The following is a 14,730-nucleotide window of genomic DNA, read 5'->3' as shown; positions in this document are numbered from 1 at the left end:
ATTATTTTACCGGATTATCCTGCTGAATTGTACTATTTGGCACCAACTTTCTCTCCTCCCACCAGCTGTATAAAACTGGAACAATGAACAGCGAAACCAAAGCCACCGCCATACCACCAAAAGAAGGAATGGCCATCGGAATCATGATGTCCGAACCTTTGCCGCTAGAGGTCAGCACTGGCAGGAGGGCCAGCAAGGTGGTCGCGGAAGTCATCAGGCAAGGCCTTATCCTTCTCATACCTGCTTCTTTTACCGCATGCCTGACTTCCTGCACCGTTTTGGTACGGTTGGCCGCAAATCGCTGCTGCAGGTAAGTGGCCATCACCACGCCATCATCCGTGGCAATCCCGAATAGGGCAATGAACCCTACCCAAACTGCCACACTCAAATTATAGGTTTTCATTTGGAAGAGCGACCGCATGGAATTGCCCATCACCTCCACATCCATAAACCACGGCTGTGCATATAACCAAAGCATGATAAAAGCCCCTGCAAAAGCCATGGAAATGGCCGAAAATATAAACAGCGTAACCGGCACCGACCTAAACTGAAAATAAAGGATCAAAAAGATCACCATCAGGCACAGCGGAATCACGATAGACAGCCTTTCTTCAGCCCTGACTTGATTTTCATAGGATCCTGAAAACTGATAGCTCACCCCGCCAGGCACTTTCAATTCTCCATTATCAATCTTTCCCTGAAGGTAATCTTGGGCATTTTCCACCACAGTAACCTCTGCTACATTCGGTTGCTTATCCAATAATACATACCCCACCAAAAATGAATCTTCACTACGAACCATCATTGGCCCTTGCCTGTATTGGATGCTGGCCATTTCCCCCAATGGAACCTGAGCGCCCGAAGAAGCATTGACCAGCAAGCTTTCGATCGCTTCTGGGCTTTGCCTAAAATCCCGTGCATACCTGGCGCGGATCGCATAGCGCTCCCTTCCTTCCACCGTGGTAGTCAATTTCTCACCTCCCAATGCTGCCGAAATGGTTTCCTGCACATCTTTCACCTGCAGGCCATACCGAGCTATGGCCTGCCTATCCAGATCGATCTCCAGATAAGGCTTGCCCAAAGAGCGGTCTGCGAAGACCGCTGCTGGCTTGACACCCGGCACTTCCTTGAGGTATTTTTCGAGCTGGACACTGAAGTCAGCGATCGTCTCCAAGTCAGGCCCGTACACTTTTAAGCCAATGGGTGCCCGCATTCCGGTCTGAAGCATCAGCAAGCGGGTTTCGATGGGCTGTAACTTAGGTGCTGATGTGACGCCCGGAAGATTGGTCGCCTTGGCTATTTCGCTCCAGATGTCATCGGGACTTTTGATATGGTCCCTCCATTGTCTGTAATATTCCCCACGATCATCAGGGATCAATTGCCCCTTCTCATCCTTCAGGAATTCACCTTGCTCATTCACAGCAAACCTACGTTTTCGGCCATTTTCATCAACCTTAAATTCCGGTTTGTAAAGGATCACATTCTCAAACATGGACATGGGAGCGGGATCCAACGGCGTCTCAGCCCTGCCCGCTTTCCCCACTACAGAGGAGACTTCTGGAATGCTGGTCACTAGCATGTCCAACTGCTGTAGGATTTTTTTATTGGCTTCCACACCAGAATAAGGCATGGATGTCGGCATCAGCAAAAACGACCCTTCATCTAGCGCAGGCATAAATTCTTCCCCCATACCGGGGAATGTATGCACCAAACTGCTGTATACCGCTGTAGTCCGGATATTCCACCCAACCCGGTCAAATCCATCAGCCACCCATCCAAATAATCCTGCAAAACCTATCCAACTATTGAGCCCAATAAAAATCATCAGTGCAGGTAATAGCAGGAACTTGCCTTTATGGGCCAAGCACCAGTCCAAGAGGCGATCGTAATACCAGATAAACAAGCTGAATATCCCCAGAATAATCCCCACTACAAGTAGAACAAAAAGAAAATTCGTAAAGCGGGCCACACTCGCTCCCAATGGTGCCCAAGCAGTAGCGAGCAACCACGACACGGCTAGTACCGCGATCGCTATCAATACCGGGGTATGGTATTTTTTATAGGTATTGGATTTATAAAACAACAAAAGGTTATTGATACCGATACCCATCAAAACCATTCCCGCCAGCGGCAACCAGAACAGGCCTAAAACACCCAAAACCACCAAAGCCATGTTGCCCCATTTTTTCCAGAAATGACCTTTTCCCTGAATACCGAATATCCAATGGGCAAATGCCGGCATGACCAAAAGGGTGAACAGCAAGGCTGAAATCAAGGCAAAGGTTTTGGTATACGCCAGCGGTCCAAAAAGCTTTCCTTCGGCTGCTTGTAAGGTAAATACCGGTAAAAAGCTTACGATCGTGGTGGTGACTGCTGTCAAAATAGCTGTCGCCACTTCCTTGGTCGCATTATAAACAGTGATCATCAGGGGTCGGTCACCCTGTGCCTCATCCATGTGCCGAAGGATATTTTCATTGAGGATGATCCCAAGATCCACCATGGTCCCTATGGCAATGGCAATTCCAGAAAGAGCTACAATATTGGCATCAACACCAGTGTATTTCATAAAAATAAAACAGGTGAGTACCGCCAAGGGCAAAATGGCCGAAATCAACAGCGAAGCGCGTAGATTATACACCATCACCATGACCACCACTATGGTCATCAAAATCTGCAGGAAAATGGCATCATTTAGCGTGGCCAATGTCTCCAGAATAAGGTTAGACCTATCATAAAAAGGTACGATGGTTACTTTCGAGATACGGCCGTCCGCTAGTTCTTTCTCAGGCAACCCTGCACTAATGGCCTCAATTTTAGCTTTGACATTCTTGATGACCTCCATCGGATTATCGCCATATCTGGCGACCACTACTCCTCCTACAGCCTCTGCACCACTCTTGTCCAGGATTCCCTTCATCGCCCGATCTGCAGGACCGATGCTTACCTTTGCAATATCTTTGATACGGAGGGGCACGTTATCGGGGGCTTTTACCACCGTCTCTTCTATCTCCTGAACGTTTTCTACAAAGCCAAGTGCCCGCACATAATATTCGACTTGGTTGATTTCAAGGGTGTTGGCTCCAATGGCTTGATTGGTCGATTGGAGTGCCTCCCGCACTTCCATCATCGAGACCCCGTTGACTTTCATGGCCTCAGGGTCCAAGTCGACCTGGTATTCCTTTTCCATACCGCCCACAGAAGCCACCTCGGCCACACCTTCCACACCGGCCAATCCGTAGCGCACATAATAATCCTGAATGGACCTTAGTTCATGCAGGTCCCATCCTCCAGCAGGTTTGCCTTCTTGGTCCCGCCCTTCCAGCGTGTACCAATACACCTGCCCCAAAGCTGTCGCATCAGGCCCAAGCTTTGGCTGCACACCGCTTGGCAACAAATTGGATGATAAGGAATTCAACTTTTCCAATATCCTGGAGCGGCTCCAGTAATATTCGATATCGTCATCAAAGATGATATAGATACTCGACAGCCCAAACATGGAGGTAGACCGGATGGATTTCACGCCGGGCAAACCAAGTAGTGATGTCGTCAATGGATAAGTGACCTGGTCTTCGATGTCTTGTGGTGATTGCCCCATCCACTCGGTAAATACGATTTGTTGGTTTTCTCCCAGATCCGGAATGGCATCCACTGGCACTGGGTCACTGGGAAGGAAGGATGTATTCCACTGAAAAGGGACTACAACCAATCCCCAAGCCACCAAAACGACCAGCAAGAGCACAGTAACCAGCTTATTCTCCAAGAAGAATTTAATAACAGCATTGAGCATAGCTTAAAACTTAAATGCTAAAAGATAATTAGGATAAAATAGGAAGCGTATCACAGAACAGGCAATGGACACGCATTACCTTTCCGGCTGGGCCATAAAACGGCCAGTAAAAATGACTAAATCAAAAAAGTTTGGTGCTTGATATGTATGGGAACCAGCGACGGTGGCGCTTCACTCTGGAGGCGGATGGTGGGATATTTTTCAGTTTGCTGGGCCAAACACACCAAAATCTCTGACATCAAGTCAGGTAATGGCAATAAGGAGGCATTGTAAAAATGCATATCCACCAATTTGGCCAGGCTTTGATCTGAATTCTGGAGCTCTGTTTTCGGGACATCGTCACAACAACCAGGCATTTCATCCCCATCCGGGCAGCAGTTTTTTTCTTCTGCAAAAAAATTGATCCTTGCCAGCTCTTCTCCACAATAATGCATGGAATAACTCATCCCCGCATTGAAGCAGAAATAAATTATCAACAGCACTATTTGGACAAGTTTTCGCATAATTGCTTTATAAGCTCACCACAAAGATAAATAACCTTATTGCTATAAAGTTATATAATTTTTGTAAATTTTAAACATATAAAGTGATACCAAATCACAATTGTGCTTTACCCCAAACATGCATTAGCCTATCAAGACCACGGCGCACAGGTATGGCGACCTGATCCGCTTCAAACAAAATTATCCACCTTCTATGCTGACCAAAGAACATCATTTTAGTTGCCCCCATTGTCTTGCTCCTATTTCGATGGTTTTGGACCTGAGTGTAAGTCCACAACAGTACATAGAAGATTGCGAAGTATGTTGTAGGCCTATTGACGTACATTTTGAAGCGGAGGGTGATATAATTACCTATTTTTTAGCAAACCCTGTAGAACAATAAAAATTCACAACTAAAAACAACTTACTTTTAACAATTTTGCATTTTAGGTTTTCTGGTTATACATTTGTTTTACCTAAGCTAAAACTCTTATGATCAGATTATTAACCCTTTCCATTGTTTTTCTTTATTTCTCGGCTTCTTTATTAGCCCAACAAAGTCCCCCTGTCGGGATTCAAAAAGCCGCTGAGGAGTTTGCACAGGCGAATATGGAGGAGGATTATGAAACGCTTATTGAATACACCTACCCCTGGTGCTCAAAAAATCCGGAGGAAAGGAAGGGCTAAAAAAGGCTTTGACGGATGCTTATGACCTTCTAAAGATGAGAGGGATGAAAATGACGAGTTTCGAGGTCGGCAAACCGTTAAAGGTCACCCATACCTCTGGGGAAATACATGCTTTGGTTCCTGTAACATCTAAAATCCACGTTCCAAAAGGAGAGATCATCAGTCAAGTTATTTTGATTGCGGTATCTGATGATGCCAGTGGAAAATGGTATTTTATCGAAACGTCAGGATTAGATCCCAAAACCATTCACAACTACCTTCCCACTTGGGATTATACGTTGGGTCTTCACTTTGACAGCTCCAAGGAGTTTGTAGCCAGTAAATCTTCCGAGTAAATTCAACCCGGATTCCAAGACATCGAAAAAGAGTAAAGTAGTCTACTTATTTGATAACCACAATAAACACATAGGGCACAATAGGGAAAATTCGGTAATCAATTTACCCGAGGCAAGTCCTTGCGGAATGTGTCCAAAAAACATTGCCCCCACTCAGGCTAAAAGACAAATTCAACACCTCCCTCTGGCCATATCAAATTCCGCTGTACAAAAGCCTTCCGAAGTTAGATGGAATATGCATTAGCCTATCTATTACTTCTTTTTACGCATGGCCTCCATTTGGTCCCATAACTTTTCTGGTATCTGATCCAGATGGCTGAACTGTCCTGCGCCGTTTAACCACTCACCACCATCAATGGTGATCACCTCTCCATTCACATATGCAGAAAAATCGGACACCAAATAAGCCGCCAAATTGGCTAGCTCCTGGTGCTCTCCGACCCTTTTCAGCGGAATTCTTTTGGCAGGATCAAATTTCTCAGCCAACTCCCCCGGCAGCAAACGACTCCAGGCTCCCTCTGTAGGAAACGGCCCGGGAGCGATCGCATTGAAGCGGAGGTCGTATTTGGCCCATTCCACCGCCAGCGAACGGGTCATCGCAAGTACACCAGCTTTGGCCGTGGCACTGGGCACCACGTATCCAGAGCCTGTCCAAGCATAGGTGGTCACGATGTTCAAAAAAGTCCCGGGTTGCTTCCTGTCGATCCAATGCTTACCCGCTGTCATGGTTACATTTACCGAACCCTTGAGCACGATGTCGATGACCGTATGGAAGGCATTGGCTGAAAGCCGCTCGGTAGGACTGATAAAGTTTCCAGCGGCATTGTTTACTACCACATCGATATGCCCCAGCTGCTCCACGGCGCTTTCAAACATGGCCTCCACCTGCTCCACCGCTCTTATATCACAGGCCAACGGAATGACCTTTCCTCTTCCGACTTCTGATTCCAGTTCCTTGGCTGCTTCCTGGAGGACATCCAGCTTTCTGCTGGTAATGATCAAGTTGGCACCAAGCTCTAGGAAGTATTTCCCCATGGACCTTCCCAACCCTGTCCCGCCACCGGTGATCAGGATATTTTTTCCTTCCAGGGCATCCGGTTTGAGCATTCCGTTTAGATATGACATAGCGTTTATATTTTAGCAGTGATTAGCAGTGATAGGCTCAATATAAAAAATTGTAGGTTCATTCTGATCAATTGCTCCCTCAAACTTGGGGTTACCTCTCCCAAGTTATTACCAAACGTTTCTGTGGCTCCATCCTCAGGATATCTACCCCGGCCGCTACCGGAGGGTCCCAACAATCTTACCCCAAGAAAAAGAATCGGTACTACATTAAACCCGGAATATGCATTAGCCTATCTGTTGCGACCTTAAACTGCTTCAAAATCAGCCGTTTCACTTTAGTTTTCGGCATAACCGTAGCGGTGCTACGCTAATGCCTCCAAACTAACTGATTTTCTTGCAATTTCAGCTCTCACTACGATTCCTAATGCATAATCCGGGTTAAAAAAGGCCACTCGAAAGTGGCCTTCTTTTTTAAACATTATATGTATTTGTCAGCTTAATACCTGTAATAATCAGGCTTGAATGGACCAGCTACTTCCACACCAATGTAGTTGGCTTGGTCTTCGGTAAGCTCATCCAGCTCCACACTTAGTTTGCCTAGGTGCAATGCGGCTACCTTTTCATCAAGGTGCTTAGGAAGCACATACACTTTGTTTTCGTACTGATCGGTATTCCCCCAAAGCTCCATTTGTGCCAATGTCTGATTGGTAAATGAGTTGGACATGACGAATGATGGGTGCCCAGTGGCACAGCCCAAGTTCACCAATCTTCCTTCTGCCAATAGGATGATATCATTGCCATTGACATTATAGATGTCCACCTGGGGTTTGATTTCGTCTTTGGTGTCACCGAAGTTTTCGTTTAGCCAAGCCACATCGATTTCGTTATCGAAGTGTCCGATGTTACAAACGATGGCTTTGTCCTTCATCACTTTGAAATGCTCGCCAGTGATAATGTCCTTATTACCGGTAGCGGTCACCACGATATCTGCTTCAGCAGCAGCGTTGATCATTTTCTTGACTTCAAAACCATCCATGGACGCCTGAAGGGCACAGATAGGATCGATTTCGGTCACGATCACCCTAGCGCCAGCACCTCTTAAGGAAGCTGCAGAACCTTTTCCTACATCCCCATATCCGGCTACCACTGCTACTTTTCCTGCAAGCATCACATCAGTAGCTCTTCTGATGGCATCTACCAATGACTCCTTACAGCCATATTTATTGTCAAATTTTGACTTGGTCACCGAATCGTTGACGTTGATGGCCGGCATAGGAAGGGTACCATTTTTCATCCGTTCGTAAAGCCTATGCACACCAGTGGTGGTTTCTTCCGAAACACCTTTGATATCCTTGACCAACTCAGGGAATCTGTCCAATACCATATTGGTCAAATCTCCACCATCATCCAGGATCATGTTCAAAGGCTCCTTATCTTCACCAAAAAACAAGGTCTGCTCAATACACCAGTCAAACTCTTCTTCATTCATTCCTTTCCATGCATAAACCGGAATGCCAGCAGCAGCAATGGCTGCGGCAGCATGGTCCTGCGTGGAAAAGATATTACAAGAAGACCAAGTCACCTCAGCCCCAAGCTCCACCAATGTCTCGATCAACACGGCAGTCTGGATGGTCATGTGGAGACAACCTGCTATTCTGGCACCTTGCAGCGGCTTGGATGCTCCATACTCGGCTCTCAATGCCATCAAACCTGGCATCTCTGCTTCAGCCAATCTGATTTCCTTGCGCCCCCAATCGGCCAAAGAAATATCTTTTACTTTATACTTGACGTACTTTGATTTAGTTTCTGACATGTAGTTATGATTTTTATCAAAATTTTCAGCTTACAAATTTACTCAATCCTGAAGACATTATGAAATATTACCTCGCTCACAGAAATTTAACCTCCTTAAATGCATATTGGTTTACTTTTCCGTCCTTTTTCTTGATGATCAACCTCCCCTCCGGGGTAATTCCGGTGATCATTCCTTCGTAAATTCCGCTGGCATCTTCATAAGTGGCCCATTCTTCACGGAGATAGAGATCCTGCCAATACTCTTCTCTCAATTTATCCACTCTCCCTTTCTTTACTTGGATATAGCGTTTTTCGATTTCCACGAGGATCTCATTCAGCAATTCCCATTTATCCACCTGACGACCTGACAAAACGGCTAAGGAGACAGGGCCAGGAAGGGCAAAATCCACTTGGTTGAGGTTTAGACCTATTCCCACCACCGATGTTTCTATGCGCGATTGTGTCAGGCTGTTTTCTATCAGGATACCACCAAGTTTGCCCTGGGTGGTATGGACAATGTCATTGGGCCATTTTACCATTATCCCGTCTGCATACCGGTTCAGAGCATCTTTCACCGCCTTTGAGATCATCCTGTTCAAATCAAACTGAGCCCCAGGAGAAAGGAAAACGGGCGCCAATACCAGTGAAAAAGTAAGGTTTTTACCAGGCTCACTGTACCACCTGTTCCCCCGCTGTCCTCGACCTTTCGTTTGCTTATCCGTAAGGACAATACTGCCTTCCTTTACGGTACCATCTTTGATTTTGGCAGAGGCTATATCATTAGTAGAGTGACACTCTGTCATGTAAATGATATCTTTACCCAGAAAAACAGTATTGGCAAGGATTTTATGCATAAAATAATTAGTTATTTTGTCTTACAATAAGGATATTTAACCTTTTATTGTAACGCCTAAAGTAAAAGTAAAAGTAAAATTACAAACAAAAAGTATGACAGCAGAAGAGCTGAGTAAAATAATCGTAAAAGGAATGGAAGATAAAAAAGCTTCCGATATAGTGGTGATGGATTTGCGGGAAATTAACAATTCTGTTTCTGATTTTTTTGTGATTTGTTCTGGCTCATCTGACAAACAAATCGAGGCGATATCTGATGCCGTAGAAGAAGAAGTTTACAAATCCCATAAAGAAAAACCTTGGAGAAATGAAGGAAAAAGCACCAATCAATGGGTCTTGGTGGACTTTATTGATGTGGTGGCGCATATTTTCTTAAAAGATAAAAGAAATTTTTACGGACTTGAAGAATTATGGGGTGATGCCAAAATCACCGAAATAAGTTAAGTATCGTAAACTTTCATTTTTTCAGTTCGTTGTACCTAAAGTCATTGAATTAATTATTAAACGATGAGTGATAAAAACAAAAATAAAAAGTTCATTCCCAAACCTCCCCAAAAGCCCAATTTCCAGCTGTGGCTGATTGTCACTGCGGTGATTGTGCTGATAGGCATCACATGGTTTAACCAACGCAGTGCCATGATCGATGTCACCATGAAGCGGTTTGAGGAAATGGTACTGAGTAACGATGTCAAAAATGTAGAGGTGATCTACAATCAAAACTATGTAGAAGTCACCCTCAAAGAAGGAGCATTACAAAACCAACGATACAAGGACGAACTGGAGTCCCAAAACCCCTTCTTCAACCCTACAGGGCCGCATTACAAAGTCACTGTAGCATCGGTTGACAAGTTTATCGAAGATTTTGAAACCCTGGAAGCCAAGCTTCCCGAAGAAGACCAGATCGGTTACAAGACAAGGGCGGAAGAAAGCTGGGGCAACTGGTTTGGAAGTTTTGGATTCTTGTTGTTGGTATTCTTCCTATTCTGGATCATGATGAGAAGAATGGCAGGCCCAAGTGGACCGGGCGGACAAATCTTCAATGTCGGAAAGTCCAAAGCCCAGTTGTTTGACGCTGAAAACAAGGTGAAGATCACTTTTGGCAATGTGGCAGGCTTAGATGAGGCAAAAGAAGAAGTACAGGAAATCGTAGAATTTCTAAAAAACCCATCCAAATTCACCAAATTGGGTGGTAAGATTCCTAAAGGAGCTCTATTGGTAGGCCCTCCCGGTACCGGTAAAACCCTCTTGGCAAAAGCCGTAGCAGGTGAAGCAGGCGTACCATTCTTTACGTTATCAGGTTCTGATTTCGTGGAAATGTTCGTCGGTGTAGGTGCAGCAAGGGTCCGTGACCTCTTTAAGCAAGCCAAAGAAAAAGCTCCTTGTATCATCTTTATTGATGAAATAGATGCCATCGGTAGATCACGTGGAAAAGGCCAAATGCCCGGCTCCAATGACGAGCGCGAAAACACGCTAAACTCGCTTTTGGTAGAGATGGATGGCTTTGGCACCGACACAGGCGTCATTGTATTGGCAGCAACCAACCGTCCTGATGTATTGGACAGTGCATTGCTAAGACCTGGACGATTTGACCGTCAGATCAGTATTGACAAGCCGGATATAGTAGGACGAGAAGCTATTTTCAAGGTTCACTTAGCACCTATCAAGACCAATTCAGACATAGACCCCAAAAAGCTGGCTGCGCAAACACCAGGCTTTGCAGGAGCTGAAATAGCCAATGTATGTAACGAAGCGGCCCTGATCGCTGCCCGTAAAAACAAAACAGCTGTGGACATGGAAGACTTCCAAGATGCCGTGGACCGTGTCATCGGAGGACTGGAGAAAAAGAACAAGATAATTTCTCCGGAGGAAAAACAAATCGTGGCTTATCACGAAGCAGGCCACGCCGTAGCAGGGTGGTTCTTGGAGCATGCAGATCCGCTGGTAAAAGTAAGTATCGTACCACGCGGGATTGCAGCCTTGGGTTATGCCCAATACCTTCCAAAGGAGCAATTCCTCTATCAAACAGAGCAGCTTATCGATGAGATGTGCATGACCCTAGGAGGCCGTGCGGCTGAAGAAATCATCTTTAGCAAAATATCCACTGGTGCACTTAGTGACCTGGAAAGGGTCACCAAAATGGCCTATAGCATCGTTTCTATTTATGGGATGAATGATAAAATCGGTAACGTGTCTTTCTATGACAGCAAAGGCAGCGAGTATAAATTCGACAAGCCCTACTCAGAAGCTACCGCAGAGACAATCGATGAAGAGGTGAGGAAGCTGATCAGCTTCGCCTATGACAGGACTAAGCAACTCCTCAATCAACGAAAACCTGAACTGGAGAAATTGGCCCAAGAGTTATTGGAAAAAGAAATCATCTTCCAGTCCGATTTGGAAAAGCTGATTGGCAAGCGTCCTTTTGATAAGGAAACCACCTATGAGGCCTTCACCAAAAAAGTGGACGACAAGAAAGACAGTAAAAATGAAGACACCACTGGTAATTCCAACTCCAAGAGCGGACCTTCAGATATCGAAGAAAGCCTTAGTGAGAAAAAAGAATAACAGTAAATGATATCAACTAGTCAAAAAGGCCTTCCATTTTCCTAATGGAAGGCCTTTTTTTATATTCGGGAGCCTAACCTCCTGCATCTCCCAGACTACGTTTTTCTAATCTCAAAAGATTGTTATTTTTGGCTAATCATTTGCTATATAAATCGAACTAAAACAGGCCTGGTACCGACAAACATGTCTACATCGGCCAGTTAAACTCAACACCATTCCTTTGGAACACTTCAAGAGCTCCATGAACATCCAACTTACATCCGGCAAAAAGGTCTATTTCGCTTCCGACTTTCATCTTGGGGCTCCAGATCACCTTACCAGTAAAAAGCGAGAAGATAAAATCATCCGCTGGCTGGACCATATAGAAGACACTGCAGAAGCTATTTTCTTGGTCGGAGACATTTTTGATTTTTGGTTTGAGTATGACAAGGTCATTCCCAAGGGCTATATCAAATTTATCAGCAAAATTTCCCAACTAAAAGACAAAGGCATTCCTGTTATTTTCTTTACAGGCAACCATGACTTGTGGATGAATGATTACTTCACCCAAGAGCTGGACATACCCGTTTTTCATCATCCTATCACCTTGGAAATAGGCGAAAAAAAATTCTTAATAGGCCATGGGGATGGACTCGGACCTGGGGACAACAACTATAAATTGCTAAAAAAAATCTTCACCAATAAATTTTGCCAAGGCCTTTTCAGATGGCTGCATCCTGATATCGGTATCTGGATAGCTCAAAAATGGTCAGGAAGTAGCCGTATCAGCAATCAGGCCAAAAATGAAGACACCTTTAAAGGTAGCGATGAATGGCTCTGGCAATATTGTAAGGACGTGGAGCAAAAGATGCATTTTGACTATTACATTTTTGGCCACCGCCATTTGCCATTGGCACTGGAAGTCGGAAAAAACTCCATGTATTATAATCTTGGTGAATGGGTAAGCCAATACACATTTGGTGTTTTTGATGGGGAAAAATTTGAACTTTCAGTTTTTGAAGAATGAAACGGCCCTGCTTTACACTGCTTGTGACACTATTGTCCATAAAGGTCATTCTAGCCCAAGAGATACGGTGGAGCCATCGATTGACCTGTGATTCCCTCACCATTTCATTAGTAGACTTCGACAATGAGGACAATCTCTTTACTGCCGACAACGAAGGAAATATAACGGTATTCTACCACACATCCCCTGACTCTACCAATCTCTATTCTCCATCCTTCCAAGGTATGCTCCAGCAGCTTGAAGCCTCGAAGACATTGAATATTTTCACCTTTTCCCGGGATCTTCAGCAAATCGAAATACTGGACAGGTTCTTAAAGCCACTTTATTCGGCCAGATTGACATCCAGTAATTTTGGCAATATCCGCGCTGCCTCACTGGGCAACAACCTTAAAATTTGGCTTTTTGATGAATCCAACTACCACTTGCTCCAATGGGACTACCAGCGAAATACGGTCCTTCAGGATCAGCCACTCAACCTGATCATCCCAGGAGGAAGCTGGACCGTAAGGGAAATCTTGGAATCCAAAAATATGGTTTTCATCAATGCAGGAGAAAAAGGCATCTTTTTACTAGACAACCAAAGCAACTACCTGGGAAACCTGCCCATTGTCACGGATCAAAAATTAGCTGTGCATGGGAACCATCTCCTACATATCGAAGAAAACATGCTCATCATCACCAATTACCTCAGTGGAGCCAGTAAAAAGACCCCTCTTCCCCAGCCTGCTACTGCCGTGGCAATAGGAAAGGAAACGGTGGCTTTTTACACAATAGACCATGTAAGCTCTTACGACTTACCTGACAATCTGTTCACCATAGAATAGACTCTACACCTCGTCCACAATTTTAACCATATTTAACAATGGACAAAAAGGTTACTATCGGCATAAAAAGAATTATTTTCAGCACTTTTACCCCCATATTCCTCCCTTAACGAATATTAATCAGAAGAATTGCTAGATTTTTTAGAATATTTCCAATAAAAACAGGAAATTGATTCGAAATCTGGTTTGATTTTTGCAATTTTGCGACCCGATGAGAAAACATTTACCAAGTAAGCTTTTACATATTGTTTTTCTGGCCATTGGCCTATGGGTACTTCCCGGTACTTATGGAAAATTCTATGCCCAGAATTTCCTCAAAAAATCGGAAAACAATATCACATTCCCGAAAAACCTGAATAAGCCCGATGTAGATTTTAACTTAAAATCCACAGGCGCCAAAAAATTCAAGATCATCCTAGAGGACAATATCCAGAATAACACTTCGGTAAAAATATTTGACATTATCGGGAATTTGATCATGGAAGACACAATCGTTCCCAAAGACGGGAAACAGAAATCGTATGATTTTTCCCATATCAACAGTGAGTTATTTGTGGTGGAAGTAGGCAATTCCAAGTACAATAAAACCAAGAGCATCTACGCCAACCCACAGGGTGTCAAAAAGCAAGACACGGCCAGCACCAAGGTAACTTCTGATCACAAAGGGGACAGCACACTGGAAAAATAAAAAAGCCCGGCTAAACCGGGCTTTTAGTTTTTTAATCCTAAGAAATCACTTTCTTATTCTACTTCTACCAATTTGATATCAAATACCAAATCCTCACCTGCCAATGGATGATTGGCATCTAAGGTGATTTTTTGTTCATCAACCCCCACTACCTTTACAGGCACTGGTTGTCCCTGTTGGTTCTGAATGGAAAGATCCATGCCCACCTCAGGTTTAATGTCTGCAGGCACTTGCTCTACAGGTACATCGATCATCATATCATCTCTCTTATCACCATACGCTTCTGCGCAAGGGACGGTGATGCTCTTGTCCTGTCCTACTTCCATTCCGTTTACAGCAGTATCAAAACCTTGGATCATATTACCATCTCCCAAAGTAAATTGTAGTGGCTCTCTGTTTTCAGAAGAATCGAATACTGTTCCGTCTTTTAACTTACCTGTGTAATGTACTTTTACGGTACTTCCTTTAGTTGCTACAGACATTTAATTATTTCTTTTTTGTGAATAAAGCTAAAGGTAATACATTTTGGAAGGGATTAAAAAGAATCCAAAGGTAGATTTATAAACCGTTCAAAATCGACCTATTTTTGTTCATTTTTGAACACAAAATACAACAAAACCTGTTTTAATTCACTAAATTAGGCAATAA

General features: G+C 44.2%; 14 protein-coding genes. 8 read left to right on the top strand and 6 right to left on the bottom strand.

From position 1 onward, the window contains the following. Window position 1: 1 nt before the first annotated feature. A complete protein-coding gene (locus DN752_RS18160) occupies window positions 2-3,787 on the bottom strand; it encodes an efflux RND transporter permease subunit (protein ID WP_112785278.1) in 3,786 nt (1,261 codons plus the stop codon). Between the two features lie 116 nt (window positions 3,788-3,903). Continuing rightward, window positions 3,904-4,290 carry an HYC_CC_PP family protein gene (locus DN752_RS18155; protein WP_112785277.1) on the bottom strand — a complete coding sequence of 129 codons (387 nt, stop codon included), beginning with the start codon at window positions 4,288-4,290 and terminating at the stop codon, window positions 3,904-3,906. A 193-nt stretch (window positions 4,291-4,483) separates the two neighbouring features. Here DN752_RS18155 and DN752_RS18150 point away from each other — a divergent pair, with 193 nt between their 5' ends. The 3 genes from DN752_RS18150 (at window position 4,484) to DN752_RS18145 (ending at window position 5,291) form a co-directional block, all read left to right on the top strand. Then, the gene (locus DN752_RS18150; RefSeq protein WP_112785276.1) at window positions 4,484-4,672 is read left to right on the top strand and encodes a CPXCG motif-containing cysteine-rich protein; all 189 of its coding nucleotides are present in this window, start codon (window positions 4,484-4,486) and stop codon (window positions 4,670-4,672) included. Window positions 4,673-4,761: 89 nt separating this feature from the next. After that, complete coding sequence (locus DN752_RS24575) at window positions 4,762-4,956, top strand: hypothetical protein (RefSeq protein WP_162633263.1); 195 nt, start codon at window positions 4,762-4,764, stop codon at window positions 4,954-4,956. Next, window positions 4,923-5,291, top strand: coding sequence for a hypothetical protein (locus DN752_RS18145; protein WP_112785275.1), 369 nt, complete (start codon window positions 4,923-4,925; stop codon window positions 5,289-5,291). The genes DN752_RS24575 and DN752_RS18145 overlap by 34 nt, the downstream gene beginning before the upstream one ends. A 252-nt stretch (window positions 5,292-5,543) precedes the next feature. On the opposite strand, the gene DN752_RS18140 is transcribed toward DN752_RS18145, so the two are convergent. From DN752_RS18140 to DN752_RS18130, 3 genes are all read right to left on the bottom strand, one after another. After that, window positions 5,544-6,416 carry an SDR family oxidoreductase gene (locus DN752_RS18140; RefSeq protein WP_112785274.1) on the bottom strand — a complete coding sequence of 291 codons (873 nt, stop codon included), beginning with the start codon at window positions 6,414-6,416 and terminating at the stop codon, window positions 5,544-5,546. A 436-nt stretch (window positions 6,417-6,852) separates the two neighbouring features. Beyond that, the gene (gene ahcY / locus DN752_RS18135; RefSeq protein ID WP_112785273.1) at window positions 6,853-8,169 is read right to left on the bottom strand and encodes an adenosylhomocysteinase; all 1,317 of its coding nucleotides are present in this window, start codon (window positions 8,167-8,169) and stop codon (window positions 6,853-6,855) included. A gap of 76 nt (window positions 8,170-8,245) precedes the next feature. Continuing rightward, window positions 8,246-9,004 (bottom strand): biotin--[acetyl-CoA-carboxylase] ligase, encoded by a 759-nt coding sequence (locus tag DN752_RS18130; protein WP_112785272.1) that lies wholly within the window; start codon window positions 9,002-9,004, stop codon window positions 8,246-8,248. Window positions 9,005-9,098: 94 nt separating this feature from the next. Here DN752_RS18130 and rsfS point away from each other — a divergent pair, with 94 nt between their 5' ends. The 5 genes from rsfS (at window position 9,099) to DN752_RS18105 (ending at window position 14,082) form a co-directional block, all read left to right on the top strand. After that, entirely contained in the window at window positions 9,099-9,446 is a 348-nt protein-coding gene (rsfS, locus tag DN752_RS18125) for a ribosome silencing factor (protein WP_112785271.1), read from the top strand. Between the two features lie 63 nt (window positions 9,447-9,509). After that, on the top strand, window positions 9,510-11,564 hold the full coding sequence (ftsH, locus tag DN752_RS18120) for an ATP-dependent zinc metalloprotease FtsH (RefSeq protein WP_112785270.1): 2,055 nt from the start codon (window positions 9,510-9,512) through the stop codon (window positions 11,562-11,564). A 241-nt stretch (window positions 11,565-11,805) separates the two neighbouring features. Next, the gene (locus tag DN752_RS18115; protein ID WP_112785269.1) at window positions 11,806-12,570 is read left to right on the top strand and encodes a UDP-2,3-diacylglucosamine diphosphatase; all 765 of its coding nucleotides are present in this window, start codon (window positions 11,806-11,808) and stop codon (window positions 12,568-12,570) included. Further along, window positions 12,567-13,394 (top strand): hypothetical protein, encoded by an 828-nt coding sequence (locus tag DN752_RS18110; protein ID WP_112785268.1) that lies wholly within the window; start codon window positions 12,567-12,569, stop codon window positions 13,392-13,394. Before DN752_RS18115 ends, DN752_RS18110 begins: the two co-directional genes overlap by 4 nt. Before the next feature lie 211 nt (window positions 13,395-13,605). After that, window positions 13,606-14,082 carry a T9SS type A sorting domain-containing protein gene (locus DN752_RS18105; RefSeq protein ID WP_112785267.1) on the top strand — a complete coding sequence of 159 codons (477 nt, stop codon included), beginning with the start codon at window positions 13,606-13,608 and terminating at the stop codon, window positions 14,080-14,082. Between the two features lie 53 nt (window positions 14,083-14,135). On the opposite strand, the gene DN752_RS18100 is transcribed toward DN752_RS18105, so the two are convergent. Beyond that, window positions 14,136-14,564, bottom strand: a complete 429-nt coding sequence (locus DN752_RS18100; RefSeq protein WP_112785266.1) for an FKBP-type peptidyl-prolyl cis-trans isomerase — start codon at window positions 14,562-14,564, stop codon at window positions 14,136-14,138. Window positions 14,565-14,730 lie beyond the last annotated feature (166 nt).

It is taken from the genome of Echinicola strongylocentroti (assembly GCF_003260975.1).
GTDB classification, from domain to species: domain Bacteria; phylum Bacteroidota; class Bacteroidia; order Cytophagales; family Cyclobacteriaceae; genus Echinicola; species Echinicola strongylocentroti.
The sequence above is the reverse complement of the archived record's forward strand: the minus strand, read 5'-3'. Positions and strand labels throughout refer to the sequence as shown.